Genomic DNA, 19,570 nt, shown 5'->3' on the forward strand with positions numbered 1-19,570 from the left:
AACAGCACTGGGGATTCCATGAGATCAGCGTCAACGACGGGCCGCGTGCTGCGCGGCCTCGTGGTGGCGGTGCTCGCGACGGCGGCCACCGCCACCGCCGCCACCGCCGCGCCGGACAGCGTTCCGAACCAGGAGCACGTGCGGGCCTCGGCGGAGGTCACCACCGCCGCCGACACCGCCGCCTACATCGCGGCGGCCGGCCCGGCCGCGCAGTCCGTGATGGCGGAGTACGACATCCCGGCCTCGGTCACGGTCGGCCAGTCGATCCTCGAGTCGGCCTGGGGCGGCAGCAAGCTGTCCGTCAACGACCGCAACTACTTCGGGTTCAAGTGCACCGCGCCGGGGTCGCCCGGCCCGATCGCGATCGGCTGCCACGCCTACACCACGCAGGAGTGCACGCCGTCGTGCCACAACGTCACGGCGTACTTCCGGGTGTACGCCTCGATGCGCGACTCGTTCCGCGACTACGGGCGGCTGCTGACCACCAGCTCGAACTACGCGGGCGCACTGCCGTACCGGCACGACCCGAACCGGTTCATCACCGAGGTGGCCAAGAAGTACGCCACCGACCCGAACTACGCGAGCAAGGTCATCTCCTTGATGCGCAACCACGACCTGTACCGGTTCGACACGGTCGTGGCGTCCGGGCCGGCGGTCATCGGCGGCGGCTCCACCGACTTCACCGGTGACGGCAAGGCGGACATCGCGACGTTCACCCGTGGCGACGCGGCGGACGTCTACGTGGCGTCCTCGACGGGTTCGGCGTTCGCGGGCACGAGCGTGAAGTGGCACGACCACTTCGCGGTGGGCAACGAGATCCCGCTGACCGGTGACTTCAACGGCGACGGCAAGGACGACATCGCCACCTTCACCCGCGGCGACACCGGCGACGTCTACGTGGCGCTCTCCACCGGGTCGGGCTTCAGCGGTGACGGCGTGCGCTGGCACGACTTCTTCAGCCTCTACGGCGAACTGCCGGTGGTGGGCGACTTCAACGGCGACGGCAAGGACGACATCGCCACCTTCACCCGCGGCGACGCCGCCGACGTCTACGTCGCGCTGTCCACCGGGTCGGGCTTCACCGGCACCAGCGTGAAGTGGCACGACCACTTCGCGGTCGGCTCGGAGGTGCCCGCCGTGGGCGACTTCAACGGTGATGGCAAGGACGACATCGCCACGTTCACCCGCGGCGACACCGGCGACGTGTACGTAGCGCTCTCCACCGGGTCGGGCTTCAGCGGCGACGGCGTCAAGTGGCACGACTACTTCTCCATCGGCGGCGAGATCCCCGCGGTCGGCGACTTCAACGGCGATGGCAAAGACGACATCGCCACCTTCACCCGCGGCGACACCGGCGACGTCTACGTGGCGCTGTCCACCGGATCGGCGTTCTCCGGCACGAGCGCCAAGTGGCACGACCACTTCGCGATCGGCGGGGAGACGCCCGGTGTCGGGGACTTCAACGGTGACGGCAAGGCAGACATCGTCACGTTCACCCGCGGCGACACCGGCGACGTCTACGTGTCGCTCTCCACGGGCTCGGGCTTCAGCGGTGACGGTGTCAGGTGGCACGACTTCTTCTCGATCGGAGCCGAGATCCCGGCTCCGGCGGTGCTCTGATGAACTGGGGGAAAGGCATGTCCGGAGTGGGCAGGAGACGACTGGGCGGCGTGCTTCTCGCCGGGATCACCGTGGCGGCCGGGCTGGCGGGCATCACCGCGCCCGCCGCGCACGCCGACGACCCCACCGGGGACGTCTACGTGTCGTTGTCCGACGGCGGCAGGTTCGTCCAGGACGGCTGGAAGTGGCACGACTGGTTCGGCATCGGCAACGAGATCCCGCTGACCGGTGACTTCAACGGCGACGGCAAAGACGACATCGCCACCTTCACCCGCGGCGACGCGGCGGACGTGTACGTGGCGCTGTCCACGGGGTCGGCCTTCAACGGCAACGGCGTCAAGTGGCACGACCACTTCGCGGTCGGCTCGGAGACGCCGTTGGTGGGCGACTTCAACGGCGACGGCAAGGACGACATCGCCACGTTCACCCGTGGCGACACCGGCGACGTCTACGTGGCGCTCTCCACCGGGTCGGGCTTCAGCGGCGACGGCGTCAAGTGGCACGACTACTTCTCCATCGGCAACGAGGTCCCGCTCGTCGGCGACTTCAACGGCGACGGCAAGGACGACATCGTCACCTTCACCCGCGGCGACACCGGCGACGCCTACGTGGCGCTGTCCACGGGGTCCGCGTTCGAGGGCACGAGCGTCAAGTGGCACGACCACTTCGGCATCGGCGGTGAGGTCCTCGGCACGGGCGACTTCAACGGGGACGGCAAGGACGACGTCGTCACGTTCGCCCGCGGTGACAGCGGCGACGTGTACGTGTCCCTTTCGGACGGCACGAAGTTCGTGCAGGACGGCTGGCTTTGGCACGACTTCTTCTCGATCGGCAACGAGATCCCCGAGGTCGGGGACTTCAACGGCGACGGGAAGGCAGACATCGCCACGTTCACCCGTGGTGACGCCGCCGACGTGTACGTGGCCACCTCGACGGGCTCCTCGTTCGCCGGCACCAGCGCCAAGTGGCACGACCACTTCGGTGTCGGCACCGAGGTGCCTCGCGTCGGCGACTTCAACGGCGACCACAAGGCCGACATCTCGACGTTCCTGCTGGGCGGCGCGCCGTCGCTGCGGCAGGCCATCGGGGACATCGCCCGCGGCGAGGTCGGCGTGACCTACCCCGGCTGCAAGAAGTACGGCCCGTGCAACCTGGACTGGTGCGCGATGTTCGCGACCTGGACGTGGGAGCGGGCGGGCATCGCGGGCACGCCGCGCGGCCAGTACGTGGCCACGGCGCTCGGCACGTGGGGCGTGAACCGCGGGCTGTTCAAGCGCCGCCCGGCCGGCCAGGTCGGCAGCCCGGCGGTCGGTGACTGGGTGATCTACGGCGAGCCGGGCTCCGGCACCGGCGGGCACGTCTCGGTGATCGCCGCGGTGAACTCCAACGGCACGATCACCACCATCAACGGCAACTGGGGCAACAGCACCACGACGTCCAAGGTGCAGGCCACCACGATCAACCCGGTGACCGCCAGGGCCGGCGGCCGCAACGTGTTGATCTCCGGTTACGTCAGCCCACCCGGCGCCTGACCCACCAGGGGCGCCGCAGCGCACACCGCCGCGGCGCCCCCGCACACCGTGAAAGGCCGTGATGAACACGTTCACGATCAAGGCCGCGACGGCCGCGGTGGTCACGCTGGCCGCCGCGTCGGTCGCGTCGGTCGCGCACGCCGCGACCTCCGAGTTGGGGCCGGTCGGCTGGGCCACCTACCGCCACCTCGACGACCTGTCCTCCCTCACCCCGCCGGGCGTGCAGACCCGGCAGTTCTCCAGCTTCGGCCGCGACGGGAGCAACAACGACGGCTTCAGCGGCGCCAACTCGTGCCTGCGCACCGACGCGAGCGGCTGCGTCATCGCCGAGGACAGCGGCGCGGGTGAACTGGCGTCGCTGTGGTTCACCCAGGCGAGCTCCGGCCGGCCGACCGGTGACATGACCGGCACGGGCCGCATCCGGATCGAGCTCGACGGCCGTGCCGTGGTGGACCGGTCGCTGCAAGAGCTCGTCGAGGGCCGGCAGGGCGCGCCGTTCAGCTTCCCCCTGGTGGCCACCTCGGAGCAGAGCTCGGGCGGCGCGTACGTCAAGGTGCCGATGCCGTACCGGACGTCCATGCGGGTCACCGTGCAGAACAACCCGAACTTCCACCACGTGACGTACCGGCACTTCCCCACCGCGGACGGGGTCACGGCGTTCGACCCGGCCGACCGCGCGGAGGACGTGCTGGCGATGCTGCGCGCCGCGGGCACGGCCGATCCCAAGCCCGCCGCGCCCGGCGCGACCACCACCGCCCGCACGTCCACACTGGCGGCCGGAGCGCGCACGTCCCTGGCGGCGGTGACCGGGCCGGGCAGCATCTCGGCCCTGCGCCTGCGAGTTCCCGACAACGCCGGGGCGGCGGCGCTGAGCGCGTTGCGGCTGCGGATCACGTTCGACGGCCGCACCACGGTCGACAGCCCGGTCGGCGAGTTCTTCGGCGGCGGGCTGGGCGAGACATCGGTGCGAGCGCTGATGTTCGCGATGGACACCGCTCCCGGCGGCTGGTACACGAGCTGGTGGCCGATGCCGTACCACTCGGCGGCGACCGTCGAGCTGGTCAACACCGGCACCGCCGCGATCGCCGGGATCGGCTCGGAGGTCGTCGCCGCGCCGGACAGCCGCTGGACGGCGGCGCTCGGCCCCGGCGGCAGCGCCGGGTACTTCACCACCCAGTCGCGGGCGGGCGCCACCACGCCGGGCCGTGACTGGACGTTCGTCTCGGCGGCGGGCCGCGGCCGGTTCGTCGGCGTCTCGCACACCATGCGCGGCACCGTGCCCGGCGGCAACACCCGCGGCTACCTGGAAGGTGACGAGCGGGTGCACGTGGACTCCTCCCCCAGCCCGCAGCTGCACGGCACCGGCACGGAGGATTTTTACGAGAGCGGCTGGTACTTCGACCGCGGCGAGTTCAGCAACCCGTTCAACGGCAACCCCCGGCACCTGCGCGCCGCCGGTGGCTGCACGGTCGAGTGCGACGCGGTGTACCGGCTGATGCTGGCCGACTCGGTCGGGTACGCGAACGCGCTGGAGTTCGGCATCGAGCACGGCGCGCAGGACGACCACGACGCCGACTACTCCTCCACCGCGTTCCTCTACACGCGGCCGGAACCGGCGAGCAGGCAGACCGACGCGGTCGACACCGGCGACCCGGCGAGCCGGGCCGCGCACGGCTGGACCGAGGCGGCGGGCACCACCCAGGCCGTGCTCGACTCCGGCTACGAAGGCGACTCGGATGACGTCGTGGTGCGCGACGACGTCCGCTCCGGCACGGGCGAGACGTCGTTCCGCGTGGCGGTCTCCCCGGACAACACCGGGGTCCTGCTGCGCCGGCTCGGCGACCAGGCCGCCGCCGGGCAGCGGGCGCAGGTGCTGGTGGACGGCACGCCGGTGGGCACGTGGACCCAGCCGCTGGGCAACGGCGCGTCCCGCTGGCTGCAGGACACGTACGCGCTGCCTGCTGCGGTGACCGCCGGCAAGCCGGCCGTCACCGTTGCGCTGCGACCGGTCGCGGGCGCGCCGGCGTGGACCGCCGCCCGCTACACCGCGGACAGCCTCGTGCCGCCCGCCGCCGACACCCGCGGCCCCGCGGCGGCCGCCCGCATCGGATTCACCGGCACGAAGGTGCACTCGTTGCGGCTGACCTGGGAACCGGCCGCGGACGACGTCGGCACGCGCGAGTACCGGGTGTACGGGTCGCAGACCGCGTCGGTGCCGATCTCGGCGCAGAACCTGCTCGGGGTCACGACACTGCCGACGTTCACCCACCAGGCGCTGCGCACCGGCCAGACGTGGTACTACCGGGTCGTGGCGGTGGACGCCGCCGGCAACGCCGGTACACCCACCGAGCCGGTGTCGGCGCGCACCGCCCATCCGACGACGAGCGACTTCGACGGCGACGGCAAGGACGACATCGTCACGTTCACCAGGGGCACGAGCTCCGACGCCTTCGTGGCCCGCTCGACCGGCTCGGCGTTCAGCGGCAACGGCGTGAAGTGGCACGACCACTTCGCCGTCGGGGACGAGATCCCGCTGACCGGGGACTTCGACGGTGACGGCCGCGCCGACGTGGCCACGTTCACGCGCGGTGACGCGGCGGACGTCTACGTGTCGCTGTCGGACGGCACGAAGTTCGTGCAGGACGGCTGGAAGTGGCACGACCACTTCGCGGCCGACGCGGAGATCCCGCTGGTGGGCGACTTCAACGGGGACGGCAAGGACGACATCGCCACCTTCACGCGCGGCGACTCGGCCGACGTGTACGTGGCGCTGTCCAACGGCCGCCGTTTCGTGCAGGACGGGTGGAAGTGGCACGACCACTTCGCCGTCGGCGCCGAACGGCCCGCGGTCGGTGACGTGGACGGCGACGGCCGCGCCGACATCGTCACGTTCTCCGGCGGCACCTCCGCCGACGTGTACGTGTCGCTGTCCGACGGCACCCGCTTCGCGCAGGACGGCTGGAAGTGGCACGACGACCTGGCCGGCGGTGCGGCGCGGGCACTCCTGGGCGACGTGGACGGCGACGGGCGCGCCGACGTCGTGTCGTTCGCCGACGGGAAGGCCACGGCGGCGCTGTCCACCGGCTCGTCGTTCGGCCCGGCGGTGCGCTGGCACGACCACTTCGCCGTGGGCGACGAGGTGCCGGGTGTCGGCGACTTCACCGGTGACGGCCGCGCCGACGTGGTGACGTTCACCAGGGGCACGGCGGCGGACGTCTTCGTCGCGGTGTCCACCGGCTCGCGGTTCAGCGGTGACGGCGTCAAGTGGCACGACTCGTTCGCGCTGGGCGACGAGGTGCCGCGGCCGAGCGCGTGGTGACCGGGCGGTGAGGCGACAGGGGGTGACGCGGGGTTCCGCGTCACCCCCTGTCCCGACGTGGCTGCGCGAACAGTGAAGTACCCTCGACCTGCGCGCGCAATTCCACATTGGACAAGCGGAAGGCGTTCCTGCCCAGCAGCAGCAACGCCGGCAGCGCGAGCCACAGCACGGCGTTCGCCGCGAACAACGGCACGTCGACCAGATCGGCCCAGCACCGCCATCACAACACCGAGCGCGACGTTGGCCCCAGGTCACGGCGAGGGTGATCCACCAGGACGTCCGCGAGCCCCGGCGCACTCCGGCGACCAGCAGGACCGCGGACAGCACGAACGCGAGCACGGCCCAGTTGGAGAAGGCGGTCCCGGCAGCGCCGTTACGTCGCCCGCTTCGCGGCGTCGTAGGGACTTTCCCGGACGGTCAGGCGTGCTCGACGGAATCGGCCTGCGGGCCCCGGTCGCTCTGCCTGATGCGGAAGCGCACCCGCTCCCCGGCCACCAGGGGCTCGCTGCCGGAGACCACCGAGACGTGCACGAAGAGGTCGGGCCCGCCCGCGTCGGGGGTGATGAAGCCGAAGCCGCGCTCGAGGTCGTACCAGCAGACGGTTCCCTGCTACAAAGTGCACTCCTGGTCTCACGGGTGGTCGTGGGACCAGTGTCCCAGACGCGTGTGTACACCCTGATCCCGACGTGCGGCGACCCGCCGCCAGTACATCGCCGAAGTCACCGAGTTCGCGCCCTTCACCAGCCGTTGCCCGAGTATGCGGACGTGTGGGGTGCCAAAACTATGCTTGGTGGCTGACCTGCGCTTCAGGCCGCCGCAGATTCGTACGTATGGGAACTCAAGTCCCCCTCAGACAGAAAGAATGTTGTGCTACATCAACGCAAACAGGTGCTCAAGCTCGCTTGAGCACCTGTTTGCGTTTTCAAGCCGGTTCCAGATGACATGAGAAGCCGTTTCTGCCACTTCGCCAGCTGGAAGCCGAGCTCTCCGAGCTCGATGATCGCTACGTCACATGACGAGGCCAGGACCGGCGAGTGCGACGCGCAGAGGATCTGCGCACCCGACGATTGCGGTTGGCCGCCAGGCCACCCCTGGGACGCCCTGCCATGGCTCCCAAGCCTCCCGGCGCGGCCCGCCGAGAAGCCAACAGGGACGAGCCGACAACCCCTCCCACCAGCGGTGGCGCGAAGTTTGCGCAGGTGAGTGCGATGTTCATCCCGTCCTATCGACCTGTCCCGGCCGCTGCCGCTTGTGGGACGGCGGGACAGGTCACCGATCACGCGGGCCACGCTGATCGCAGCTCGAAGATCGGCCGTCAAGTATCCGAGAACGCGTCGTGTGCCGTCTTGGTCGCGGATGTACTGTCGCATCGGACGACCGCCAAGATCGCCCATTTCCCTTCCGAAGGCGGTGGGCTCGAAGCCGAGCGCTTCCACCAGTTCGGAGGTGGGCACAAATTCACGTTCCACTGTCCGGCTCCGACCGGAAGTCTCCAGCGTCCTAGCCGACAAGACGGACAATCTCATCCACATAAGACGGTTACGCCGTCATACTCGGCGTCCTTTCGCCTGCGTTTTCGCGGTGAGGTTTCACCCGCAGTCGCGCGTTGCTGGCCGCCTCGTCGAGCCGCACAATCGCACACTCGGCGGTCAGGGCCTCTCGGCTCAGTCCGCCTTGGCGTCCGCCGGAGGCACGACCAGGGCTTCACCACTTCAAGGCGGGCCTCGTCGCCCTTCTCCGATGAGATGCCGGCAAGGATGCGTTCAGCGGCCAGCACCCTCTCCAGCTGTCGGGGGTGGTGAAAGAACCTGCTCACTTCGCGGTTCGAGTTCTCCGAGTTCCGCAGCACGGCACGCGTGATGTACCCCGTCACCGCCGCATCTGCGGCCGTAACCACCGATGCCGCGATGGTCGAAGCGACGCCGTCGACCATGAACACGAAAACGATTCCCAGGGAGATCACCAGCAGGAAGCCGAGCACCAGGACGACGATGGTCAGGCCGCGGGACGACCTGGCCGAGCGCAACACTATGCCATGGTGCTCCTGAAGCATTACCTGGTTAGCGCGCGCCAGTGAAGCCAGATCGGCGGCCAGGTTCGCACGCTCTCCTCGGCCGAGAGCTTCGCGTTGGTCACCGCGTTGAGCTGTTCCGACCGGTCCCGATGATTTTTCGTCGCGTAATCGACCACATTTGCGATGTCCGCACGCGCCCGTTCAAGCTCGCCCTGGGCCGAACGCTGCAGATAGAACAGTGTGCTTCCCGCTGCCGCCAGCAGAAAGACGACGACCACCAGGGAGGCAACGGCAGCGCGTAGGCTGCCCCACGGGAGCGCACATCCTGGTGGGGCGGCGTCCTTTTCAGGCATACTAGCGCGATCGTCGATCACCCACTGAACATTTCACTTCGCACAAAATTCCAGTTCGGCTGGACATCGTTACGGCCCTGCGTTGCATGCAACCTTCGACGCCGGCCACCGAGTTGCCGGTCCAGGTACGCAAGTTGATCGTGAAGCGCTGCCGGGAAAGCAAGACCTTCCCTGCACTACGGCCTTTCGGTACTGCACGACCGTCGTTACACCGGACGGCTGGTGAGCGCACCAACCTCCTACGCCAACGACTCCGGCTGGTCGAACCAGTCAGCCAACGTGGTCCCGGACAGCACCTCGACCCCGATGTGCTCCTGGACCAAGCGCCTTCCATCAGCGACTGGACAGGTCACGGCCTCCCCCAGTGGCTCTTCGAACCACGCTCGCGCCCACGCGACGAGGGCGGCCGTCGGGCGTGCTGTGTTCGACGACCGTGGGGTTCCGTGGTGGAGCAGCAGTCGGTAGAGCCCACGTGCGGGTGTGACCGGTGGCAGGGCCAGTACCTCAGCACGGCTCTCGGCCAGCTTGGCGACCCGCAGACCTCCCGTGTCGATGTCGCCGAAGTACCAGCAGGCCGTGGGCGCAGGCGCCATCGTGCTCAAAGCCGCGAGGCGGGTCCCGACCTGGTTGCCTGAGCCCCAAACAACCCGACCGTCGAACCCCAACTGTTCCGCCCGGTCGCTGATTGAGCGGTACGTGGTGTAGTTCTCGATCACCAACCACGATCGGTCACCAAGCGTTGTCTGCTCCACTGGCGGCCAGCATGCGTAGGTTTCGAGCAGTTCGAGGGTGAGCCTCCCTGGACTGAAGAACGAACCGAGCATCCAGGCTTCCAGCTCCTTCTCGTCGCCCAGAACCTCCAAGGAGCGCTCGCGCACCGGTACCCGTACCGCTCTGCGCTTCGGCAGCCAGTTGTTGACCGCCTCGAGAAACGACAACTCGGCGGGGCTCAGAAGGTTCTCGTCGAAGAGCTGGGCCGCCCACGCCAACTCCGCATGCCAGACCACAGGAGGTCTCGGGGTTCGCTCGAGACGGAGCGGCGCGGGCCTCGTCACGTAGAGCGGGAGTGGAGGATGGGCTGAGCGATCCGCTTTGGTCTTCGGCAGTTCAACTCGCCCCTCAGCAGCCAGGGTGGCGAGAGCCGTAAGGACACGGCTCCTCCATCCCACTGCGGCGGCAGCAGTTCGATCGACCGACGCGGCGGCGACGAGGATGACTTGGAGGGGCACGCGACGGACACGTGACTTCTCCACCGCCAGAGCGATGGCGTCGGTGATGGCCTTCTCAGGGTTCATGCCGTACCGCCGACACCACGTCGACGACCTGCGAGTTGTTGTCATCGACCTGCACGTACGCGCGACCTTCGCGCGTCGTGGAGGACCGTTTGTGCATGGCCGCGATCCGGGGGAAGGTCGTGACGGCACCGAGGTCGCCGATACCCGTCCAGAACACCAGCTGGACGCCGTTAGCTCGGGCGACCTTGCGCTGGAGTTCGAGGAAGGGCAGGTAGTTGGCCTTGCCGAGAGGATTGTCCAAGGGCACCACACCACCCGCAGAGCCGGCTTTGGCGCCGGTGCGCTGCTCGGCGCGCAGCCGGGCGAGCACGCAGAAGAGCACCAGTGAGGCGGTGAGGTTCTCACCACCGGACCACTTGCGCATCTCCTCCACCGGGGTTCGCCCGATCGGCTGGTCGGGCGAGGGTTTGAGCACGGTCGCCTTGAATCCCTCGACAACTGATGCCTCCGTCGCACGCCACAGCAGCTCCACGGCGTCCAACTCGATACGGCCACTCCGGACCATGCGGTCCACCAGTTCCCCGACCCGAAGGACGACCTGGTCCCGGTTGGGGCGATTGCGTGCTTCGACCACCAGGAACTTCCGGTGCTCCCAGCGGCCGATGCCCTCCGGCAGTTCGGACAGGGCGGAGGCGCGGTTGAGCAGGGCGAGGGCATCGGCGACCAGGTCGCTCAACCTCACCACGACGTTGTTCTTGTGGGTCGCGACCTGCTCGAGCTGCTGGGCGATGGCCTTCTCCCTCGTTTCCAGGTCGAAGGCCAGCTCACCGGCCAGCGCCGCCACGCGTTCGATGACGTGCTCGCCCCGGAACATCTCACGCAAGCGGTGCACGGCCTGTCCGTGTTCATCCTCCGCAACTGCGGCGAAGCGGTCCTGCCCGGCCCAGGTCCGCAGGTCGTGCACGGCCACCGCGCGGGCGCGATCAGCTGCCACGTACGCCTCCTGCACCTTCTCCAGCTCCGCGACGAGGTGCCCGACGACGGCCCGGGTCTCCTCGTCGTTGTCGGGCATCGTCCCGGACGGCTGGTCGGCTGCGGCGACCTGACGCAGCTTGTCGGCCTGGTCGCGCAGGAGACCGGCGCGGGTCTCGGCCTTGCGGACCGCGTCGGCCGCGGCATCGCGGTCCTTCTCGGTCTGTCCCAGCCTCAACTGCCCCTCCGACGCCTCCGCCTCCGCGGCCGCGGCCAACCGCTCGGCGTGCTCCTGGTCGGTGGGCTGCTCGATCTCGTCAGTGCCGCGGAGCTTGCTCACGGGTGCTTCGGCCTGTTTCCGCCTGGCGGTGTCGAGATCAGTCCGAGCGGCGCCGACCGCCTGGTTGGCACGTTCAAGGCGCTCGGCGGCGCGGGCGGCGGCGCGGGCGCGGAGGTCGTGATCCGCGGATGCCTCGCTGGCGACCAGTTCGAGGGCGGATCGCTGCACCTCCTCCGGGTGCGTGTTCCACGCCCTGCCAACCTGGACGACCTCCCGTTCGGCATCCTCCACCGCCCTGCGGAGCTCTCGTTCCGGGAACTCCTCCCGCAATTGGCGCTGGGCTTCGGCGTGGACGGCCTCGGCTGCCTCCAGCGCCAGGTCGGTGGGGGTGGCCGGTCGAGGCAGTCCTTCACGTCGTCCCGTCCACTCGGTTCGCCGCCTGTCCAGCTCGCGGATGTCCGTGACGAGTCGCTCGATGATCTGTGCGGCGTCCTCGCGGCGCTGGTGGGCCCGACCGGCCTGGGCCGCAGTCTCAGAGCGCTCATCCGGAATCGCCGCCAGCCTGGCCTTCGCGGGTTCCACGACGTCCCGTTCACCAGCAGCCAACACCGCCACTCGTGGCAGGACCGCCCCGATCCGCGCGAGCTGTTCCCTCCGGTCAGCGAGCAGGCCGGAGGCCTCGTCCGCGCGCTCCCGGGTCGTTCGCAGCTCCTCCGACACGGTGTCCTCGTGCACGCTGGCTTGTGCCAGTGCTGACTCGGCGGCGACGGTGCGCTCGCGCAGGCCGTCAATGCCGTCAGCGGGCAGTTCGCCGACGAACGCCTCGATTCGCGCGATTCGGGTGGCGTCGTGGCCGCGCTGCTCGCTCAACCGTGCCAGGAGCTCGCCATCCGCGGTGTGGCGACCGCGTCGACGCTCCAGTTCCGCTGACGCCGCGTCGGGGTCGTGTTGGGCCCGCGCCGGGCCGAGGACGACACGTGGCGCTTCGCGGTTAACGAAAGCCGTCGCCGGAGCCAAGACGACGACGTCCTCCACCGCAGTGGTGACCTCGGCCGCGGCACCGCTGGGGTCGCCGTAGACCACCACACCGTCGACCACGTCGGGCAATTGCGCGATGACGGCGGCGTGCTCGTCTGCCGGCACGTGTTTGGCGAGGTAGTGCCACCCGGAGTGCGCCGTGACCCCCAGCCGGTTGAGCTCGTGGAGCACCTTCTCGACCTCGGGGCGCGGTGGCAGCAGGTCTGTTTGCTCAAGGCCGAGAATCGCGCGCTCGTCCCGTGCCAGTTCCTCTCGAACGGTGATCGCTTGGAGCTCGGCAGCGGCGACGGCACCGGCGAGCGCATCCAGGACGTCGTCGACACCGTGTGCCAGATCCACCAGGTCGATCTGGAGCAGTTCCCGCAGGCGTGCGTCATCAGCCAACTCCGCAGCTCGCCGCGTCAGCCGGCGGAGGTCTTCCGCGAGGGGCTGATGCACGTCGCGGGCCTTGGTCGTCCCGGTCCGGGCCAGTGCCAACCGTTTCTCGCCGGCACTGATCTCCTCCAGTGCGGCCACCTGAGCGGCCCGCAGCCGCTCGACATCCTGTCGAGCGGCTCGTTCCTCCTCGCGCCACCGGGCTTCGGCCGCGTCGATGCTCTCGTCTCGGGTGATGATCCCCTCGGTCACCAGTTGCTGCTTCTCGGCCTGGAAACGCGCGATGTGGTCGTGGAGCGAATCTTCTTCGCTCTTCAGTTCAGCGAGCCGCTCGTTCGCCGCGTCGAGTGCCTCCTGTGCCTTGGCCCTGTCGCCGCGGGCGTCATCGAGAGCGGATCTCATCGTCTTGAGTGAGCGATCCGCCTTGGCGATCTCGTTCTCCAGCGCTCCGGCCACGAGGGCCTTCGCGGCCTCCGCCCTGCGGACGAGCGGTTGGACCTGATCGGCCGCGTCGAGCAGGGCTTCCTTAGTCGTGGCCAACCTGGCCTTTGCGATTTCCAGGACGAGATGGTCCTCCACCGCGGCCCAAGCGCGTACCTCAAGACCAGCCGCGTGCACTTCGCCCTGCGCTTCAGCGAGCCGGGTCTTCGCGGAGCGGACGAGGAAGTCGACGGCGATCCTGCGGTATTCGTCGCGCCGCCTGCGGGCGGCGTCCACACCGCCTTTCAGATCGGTCAGCCTGCTGCTGAGATCCTCAACCAACCGGGCCGCCTCGTCACGCCTGCCCTGGGCGACTTCCTCTGCCTGGTACAGAGCGCGCTTGAAGCCTGCGGCACGCACCGATACCCCATCGCGGTTCTTCGAGGCGTTGACCACGGCCTGGTGCGCCTCACCCAGCGCTACGACCTTGGGTGCGGCCGTGGTGCAGAACTCCTTCTCAGCCTGGTAGACCGGGCGTTTGGCGATCTCGGCGGCGGTGTCGGCGAGCAGCTCGCGCACCGGGGCCACCCGCTGTTTGTCGCCGACGAAGCGCAGCAGGTAGCGCACGAACGCACCAGGGGAGTCGATCTCGGCGAACAGCCCGTCGATACCGCCTTCGGCGGCGTTCACCTCGGTGAAGTAGTGGAACAGGTCGGGGTCGAAGTTGCGCTCGCGCAGCGCGTTGTGCCACTCGCCGATGGTCTGGTCGGCCACCACGGCGTTCACGCCGAGCGCGGCCAGCTCGTTGATGTGCGACCGGAATCGCTCGCGGTCGTACCTGCCGCTGCTGCGCAGGGTGAACGGCAGGTCGTCGAGGGTCGAGCCTTCCACGGACGGGTCGGGGTGGACGCACCACCAACTGCGCCGGAGCTTGTCCTTGCCGGGGCCGTTGTAGTCGCGCGGGCGTACCCGGCCATCCCACTCGTAGACGGCGCCGGTCAACAGCAGGTTGCCGGCCGGATCCGCCCACTCGGCTACCACGTGCGCCGTGTCCTTCGACTGGACCAGATCCTCCAGCGTGCGCTTCTTCGTCCGAGTGGCGAGGAAGTCGCGCCGGTCGGGCAGGATCAGTGCGAGCAGCAGTGACAGCATCGTGGTCTTGCCCGCACCGTTGCGCAGCCACACGATGGCGTCGCAGGGTTCGCCGGCCACGTCGGTGAGGTCGACCAACAGGTCGGAGAACCGGTTCTCGGGAACGCCGATGGAGTCCAGATACAGCCGTCGCAGCCGGAACATCAGTCGCTCTCCTGCCCGGAGCCGCGTGCCAGGGCCGCGAACACCAACGATTCGGTCGTCTCGGCCAGCCCCACCCGGAACCGGTCGTTGAGCATGTACGCCTTGCCCCGCTCGTCGTCGAGGGAGGGCTCCCGCCGGGCCCGCCCCGTCGTGACCAGGAATTCGAGAGTGCGGATCACGTAGTCGCGACGGCAGTCGCGCTTGAGACCGCCGTTCTGGGCCGGCAGCACCTCCGGCAGGTCCTGCCACATCCGTGCGGCTTCACCGAGCTGCCCGTCCAACTCGTCCTCGACGTCGGCTGCGGCCTCGACGACCGCGGCGATGTTGCGGTCGAGGAAGCGCTCCAGTTCCACCGGGCGGACGGTCGGGCTGCCGGCCTCGATCAACGCTTCACCGTTCGGGTAGGCGAAGGCCGCGACAGCCACCAGCACGAGGCCGAAGCAACGCCGGTCTTGGAGCCGGTTCTGGCCGGTGCGGACAGGCAGACCGGAGTTCTCCAGGGTGACCGCGAACGGACCATCTCCGCGTCCGGACACGAGCAGGCCCAGAGGTGTGGGCTGTCGCAGGTCCAGGCCGAGGCCGTCGGCGACGCGCGACACGATCTCGGCGAACCCGGTGTCCGTCACGTAGCGGTCCAGCAGCGCGCGGTACGGACTGCCCGTCGTCGGCCGTTCCTTTGGACCGAGCGCGAGTCGGATGAGCAGCGCGGCATTAGTCACGTCGGCGAGGTTCATGCGGCTCCACTCGCATCGAGGTCCATCCGGTCGAGCGCCACCGATGTGGCGAGCACGAGGTCGGGACCGCGGTAGCGGTCGTCCACCAGGGAGATGCCTTGGTCGAGTGCGACCAAGGGAGCCAGAGCGGCTGCGAGGTCTTCACTGCGCGGCCGGTCGTCGGGCGCGGTGTCGTCTCCCGTGACGAACACCCACAGCGAAGCCCCCCACACCACGTCCAGCAACCGGAGCGGGTCGTCGACCTCCGCCGCCCGGGAACGTGCGACGGCGAGCAGCTCGGACAGCCGCGTCGGGCGGTGCGCCGCCGAAGCGAGGATGTCAGCCGCACACCTGGCCACGTCGTCGGGAACCGAGTCGCCGACGGCGTCGCCGAGATCACCGGGATCGTCGACCTCCGGGTCAGGTTGTTCCCGGATCGCCGGAGCGCGCAGCAGCACGGAGCACAGTTCGTCGAGCCCCCAGCAGGACGGGACAACAGGTGGTGCGACGCCCGCCGCCAGCTCGTGCGTGGAAAGCGCGAACGAGTCGTCGTCCGCGGTGAGAAGTGGCCGCAGCACGTCTCGCGCAAGGTCGATCGCCGCCGCGAGGCCACGCGGCTGGAACCGCTGAACCTCTTGAGCGGCGAGAAACACCGGAATCGCCCGTTGGACGTACCGCTCCAGCCGCAACCACACGTCCTCGCCGCGCCTGACCTCGCGCACGATCTCCCGGCACGTGTCCCGTGCCGCCGGGTTTGCGCTGGACCGCTCGGCCAGGTCGCGAAGCTGTCGATCGCGTTCGAGCTGCGTCGACAGCTGGGCCAAAACGTCCGTCAGCCATGTCGGCATCTCGCCGCGCCAGTCCACAGCCCGGATGTCGCGACGGGTGTCCTCCAGCCGTTCCCGCAAGCTCGCCGACAGTCCCTGGGCCGTCCTGGTCGCCTGCCGCGACGACGCGAGCGCCTTGGCGAATTCGCCCGCCTTCATCTGGATCTCGACCATCAGCTTGAGCGCCAGGGCACGGTCGGCGAGGTCGGTGTTGAGCGCTTGCAGGTAGAGCACGATCGCCTGATCGGTGGCCGTGATGGCAGCACCCTCATCACCGTCGGTCAGGCGCAACAGCCGGAAGCGGAACGCCTCGGCCCGCTCACCGGTCTCGTCGTCGGCGGCGGGCTCCACCCACGTCGCCTGATGCGGTCGACCATCGTTCAGCACGGTGCCCAGCACCAACTTCGCCACCTTGGCCCACGGGCGACGGGGGTCGGACGGGTTCATCCGCCTCGCCACCTGCGTCAGGTGGTCCACCACGGCGGCCGGACTGACGGAGCCGTCGAGGCTGGCCTGGTTGAGCACGACGTAGTCGATCAACCGAAGGGCTAGTTGAGCCAAGTCGTAGCCGCGGTGCTCGAAATCCGCCCTAGGAGCGGCGCGGTTGAGGAGCTCGAATACGGGACCCAGCAGCTGCAATGTCTGCCATCGCCCGTGCAGCTCCGTGGTCAAGCGGGCATCGGACGGTCGACTCATGCTCCACGGGTTCCGTTCATGCCGGACGTCGCTTTTGACTGGTCACGTCGCCCACCGTGCCAAGCGCGTTACAAGGGACCAGATTGCACAGCAGCGCAGGGGGATCCGCAGCGGTCATCGGACGCCTCGTGGTCGATCGCGATCTGAATTGAATTGTTGCCTCGCACTGATGATCCAGTCTTGTCGGACTGTTCGGCTCGAGTGTCCAGCTTTTGTCAAGCAACTGACCAATCCGTGCGCGTTGGAGGTCCACTATCGCGGGCCCCTGCGGCAGCGGCACACGGCGATGCACAGCTGCTGAAAAGCAACAGTTCAGCGGCTTGTCTCGCCCAACGCAGGTAGCGATCTCATGGACATCTTCGTGGCCTCGCTCATGTCCCCGGCGGACGACACTCTGCGGGGGCGGCAGATCCTCCTTGACCGCCAGCTATGGCATATGTGCTTCGCCGCGGTCGATGACGTGCCGGGGACCACACGCACACCTTGGCGGGCTGTGACCTCACGCTCATCGGCTTCAGCAGCGGCTCGTGGTGTTCGGCGCAATGGCCTCCCCCACCCTCGAGATCAGCTCGGGCGACGTGATCTTCAAGCAGGTGACCATCATCGGCTTCTGAGGCAGCAAGGTCGCTCACCCTGCGGTCGAACACGTCTACCCGCTGAGGGAGATCGCCGACGCCGCACGCGGCAACGGCGCCCCCGGCCGGAAGGGCAAGATCCTCCTGCGTCCCTGACAGGTCCGGACCGCGTGCCGTGGACGGCACGCGGTCCGCGCTGGAACCCGTCAACGCCCCGTGCTCCGGGCTCCTTCCGCCATCGCGCTGAGGTAGCGGGTCAGAGCCGCCGGCGTGGGATGGGTCCAGAGGATGGCGGCGGGTAGCTCGATTCCGGTGCTCTGCTGCAGCTTGCCCCGGATGGCGATGCCCATGACCGAGTCCAGGCCGATGTCCGAGAACGGCCGTTCGGGCTCGATCCGGTGCTCCGGCACACCGGTTTCGGCCGCCACCACGCTCCGGATCACGGCCATCGCCGCGTCGGACACCTCGTCGGCAGGCAGATCCCGCAGCAGGGTGATCGGCTCCGCCGCCGATCCCTCGCGCGACTTGCCGTTCCGCGGATCGCGGACGTGTTCGAACAGCGCGTGACGTCCTCCTGGTGGCGGTGTGGTCGGCCTGACCACCCGCGCTCAGGCTGTGGTCGTGGCCTACGAGAGCGGACTGGTCGTTCCTGGCTCTGATACTCATGGATGACTCCGCCGAGACGGCCGTGTCGATCTATGGTGAGGCGTTCGATCTGGTCGGGTTCAAGTGGCTGGGGCCGGACTCGCAGGGGTGCTGCGGCGTCGAGTGATCGGTGGGTGCGGTGCTCGTTGTAGTGCCGCTCGTACTCGCGCAGCGCGTGCCGTAGGTGGGCCTGATTCCAGATCAGCGTGCGGTCCAGCAGTTCGGCGCGAAGTGTCTTGGCCCAGCGTTCGATGATGGAGTTCATGCGGGCATCCGGACACCGGTTAGTACCGTCGCAATCCCCGCGGAACCGAGGACATCCTCGATCAACGCGGGATGTTTGGCGTCTCGATCACGGATGAGAAGCCTGACCCGCGCGGCGTATCCGGTGTCCTCGCGGTCCATGAGCAAGTTGCGGACAGCCTGGCTGACCCATGCGTGGGTGGGGTGCGCGGTGGTGCCGACTACCCAGGCACGCCGGCGGGCGTGGTGGATGGCGGCGAGAATGTACTGGCGCTGACCGGTCAGCGTGACCGTTTCAACGAAGTCCATCGCCAGGATCGCCTCCGCCTGCGAGCGCAGGAAGTCGGCCCAGGTAACGGTTGTCCGGCGCGGGGCCGGATCGACGCCGGCGGTCTTGAGGATCTCCCACACGTTCGACGCGGCGATCGCGACACCGAGCAGCGCAAGTTCGCGTGGATGCGTCGATACCCCCACGAGGGGTTCTCGCCTGCCAGACGCAGGACGAGACGGCGGATCGAAGCGACAGTGTGAGGTTCCCCCGGTAGCTCGGAGACTTTCAAGCATGGTCCGATAGGACCTGAAGGGAGTCGTCCGTGGCAGCACCGAAGAAGTACCCCGACGAGCTGAGGGCTCGAGCGGTCCGCCTGTATCGGGAGTCGGATCCGAAGCCGGTGATCCGGCGGCTGGCCGAGCAGCTCGGGGTGCATCACGAAGCACTGCGTAACTGGATCCGGCAGGACGAGGCCGATCGCGGCGAGCGGGACTCGCGGCGAGCGGGACGACCGGCCCACGACCAGCGAGTCGGAGGAGCTGCGCCGGCTGCGGCGGGAGAACGCGGAACTAAAGCGCGCCAACGAGATCCTCAAAGCCGCGAGTGCTTTTTTCGCCTCGGAACTCGACCCGGCCCGGCGACGGTCGTGAAGCTTGTTGCGCAGCTTCGCGGCCGCTTCGGGGTCGAGCCCATCCTCCGGGTCCTCGGTATCGCCTCTTCCACCTACTACGGCTGGGTCCAGCGCCAGGCAGACCCGTCACCGCGGCAGCGTCAGGACGAGGAGTTGGTGGCCGAGATCGTGGACATCCACACCACCTCCGGCGGCACCTACGGCAGCCCACGGGTGCACGCGACGCTGCGCCGCCGCGGGATCAGGGTGTCGCGCAAACGAGTCGAGCGGCTGATGCGCGGCCACGAGCTGCAGGGCGCGTTCCTGCGCAAGAAATGGCGAACACCCTCGACCCGCCGCGATCCACGAGCCACACCGGCGCCGGACCTGGTCAACCGGGACTTCACCGCCCCGGCCCCGGACCGGCTGTGGGTCGCCGACGCCACCCGCATCCCCACCGGCGAGGGCGTGTTCTGGCTGGCCGCGGTCCGTGACGCCTTCTCCAACCGGATCGTGGGCTGGAAGACCAGCGACCG

Annotated in this window: 13 protein-coding genes and 2 pseudogenes; 4 read left to right on the top strand and 11 right to left on the bottom strand. The window is 68.9% G+C overall.

Annotated features, from left to right (window positions below):
* The first annotated feature begins 18 nt into the window (after positions 1-18).
* From ADL03_RS49045 to ADL03_RS47720, 3 genes are all read left to right on the top strand, one after another.
* Entirely contained in the window at positions 19-1,620 is a 1,602-nt protein-coding gene (locus ADL03_RS49045) for a glucosaminidase domain-containing protein (protein ID WP_197289072.1), read from the top strand.
* Positions 1,620-3,152, top strand: a complete 1,533-nt coding sequence (locus ADL03_RS39855; RefSeq protein WP_082373897.1) for an FG-GAP-like repeat-containing protein — start codon at positions 1,620-1,622, stop codon at positions 3,150-3,152. The genes ADL03_RS49045 and ADL03_RS39855 overlap by 1 nt, the downstream gene beginning before the upstream one ends.
* 61 nt (positions 3,153-3,213) lie before the next feature.
* Positions 3,214-6,471 carry a DUF2961 domain-containing protein gene (locus ADL03_RS47720; protein ID WP_063798867.1) on the top strand — a complete coding sequence of 1,086 codons (3,258 nt, stop codon included), beginning with the start codon at positions 3,214-3,216 and terminating at the stop codon, positions 6,469-6,471.
* Positions 6,472-6,511: 40 nt separating this feature from the next.
* On the opposite strand, the gene ADL03_RS47725 is transcribed toward ADL03_RS47720, so the two are convergent.
* The 11 genes and pseudogenes from ADL03_RS47725 to ADL03_RS49065 all read right to left on the bottom strand — a co-directional run bounded on the left by ADL03_RS47725 (position 6,512) and on the right by ADL03_RS49065 (position 18,627).
* A complete protein-coding gene (locus tag ADL03_RS47725; RefSeq protein WP_157529689.1) occupies positions 6,512-6,664 on the bottom strand; it encodes a hypothetical protein in 153 nt (50 codons plus the stop codon).
* Between the two features lie 224 nt (positions 6,665-6,888).
* Positions 6,889-7,068, bottom strand: a pseudogene (locus ADL03_RS47730) (cold-shock protein); the annotation flags it as partial.
* 925 nt (positions 7,069-7,993) lie between these two features.
* Complete coding sequence (locus ADL03_RS47735) at positions 7,994-8,452, bottom strand: hypothetical protein (protein ID WP_157529690.1); 459 nt, start codon at positions 8,450-8,452, stop codon at positions 7,994-7,996.
* A 71-nt stretch (positions 8,453-8,523) separates the two neighbouring features.
* Positions 8,524-8,859, bottom strand: a complete 336-nt coding sequence (locus ADL03_RS47740) for a hypothetical protein (RefSeq protein ID WP_157529691.1) — start codon at positions 8,857-8,859, stop codon at positions 8,524-8,526.
* Positions 8,860-9,077: 218 nt separating this feature from the next.
* Positions 9,078-10,133 carry a Wadjet anti-phage system protein JetD domain-containing protein gene (locus tag ADL03_RS49050; protein ID WP_197289073.1) on the bottom strand — a complete coding sequence of 352 codons (1,056 nt, stop codon included), beginning with the start codon at positions 10,131-10,133 and terminating at the stop codon, positions 9,078-9,080.
* Entirely contained in the window at positions 10,123-14,454 is a 4,332-nt protein-coding gene (locus ADL03_RS49055; protein WP_053738840.1) for a hypothetical protein, read from the bottom strand. Before ADL03_RS49055 ends, ADL03_RS49050 begins: the two co-directional genes overlap by 11 nt.
* Positions 14,454-15,188: a hypothetical protein gene (locus ADL03_RS39880; RefSeq protein WP_053738841.1), complete on the bottom strand. Its 735-nt coding sequence runs from the start codon at positions 15,186-15,188 to the stop codon at positions 14,454-14,456. The genes ADL03_RS49055 and ADL03_RS39880 overlap by 1 nt, the downstream gene beginning before the upstream one ends.
* Positions 15,185-16,666 (bottom strand): hypothetical protein, encoded by a 1,482-nt coding sequence (locus ADL03_RS39885; RefSeq protein WP_197289074.1) that lies wholly within the window; start codon positions 16,664-16,666, stop codon positions 15,185-15,187. Before ADL03_RS39885 ends, ADL03_RS39880 begins: the two co-directional genes overlap by 4 nt.
* 805 nt (positions 16,667-17,471) lie before the next feature.
* On the bottom strand, positions 17,472-17,867 hold the full coding sequence (locus ADL03_RS50045; RefSeq protein WP_063798868.1) for an acyl carrier protein: 396 nt from the start codon (positions 17,865-17,867) through the stop codon (positions 17,472-17,474).
* Positions 17,868-18,076: 209 nt separating this feature from the next.
* Positions 18,077-18,175: pseudogene (locus tag ADL03_RS50945) on the bottom strand (hypothetical protein); the annotation flags it as partial.
* Positions 18,172-18,627, bottom strand: coding sequence for a hypothetical protein (locus tag ADL03_RS49065; RefSeq protein ID WP_197289076.1), 456 nt, complete (start codon positions 18,625-18,627; stop codon positions 18,172-18,174). The pseudogene ADL03_RS50945 and the gene ADL03_RS49065, both read right to left, overlap by 4 nt.
* A gap of 119 nt (positions 18,628-18,746) precedes the next feature.
* Between ADL03_RS49065 and ADL03_RS47745 the strand changes: the two genes are divergently transcribed.
* A partial coding sequence (locus ADL03_RS47745) for an IS3 family transposase (protein ID WP_157529693.1) occupies positions 18,747-19,570 on the top strand: 824 nt, incomplete at its 3' end.

It is taken from the genome of Nocardia sp. NRRL S-836, assembly GCF_001279525.1.
GTDB lineage: Bacteria > Actinomycetota > Actinomycetes > Mycobacteriales > Pseudonocardiaceae > Lentzea.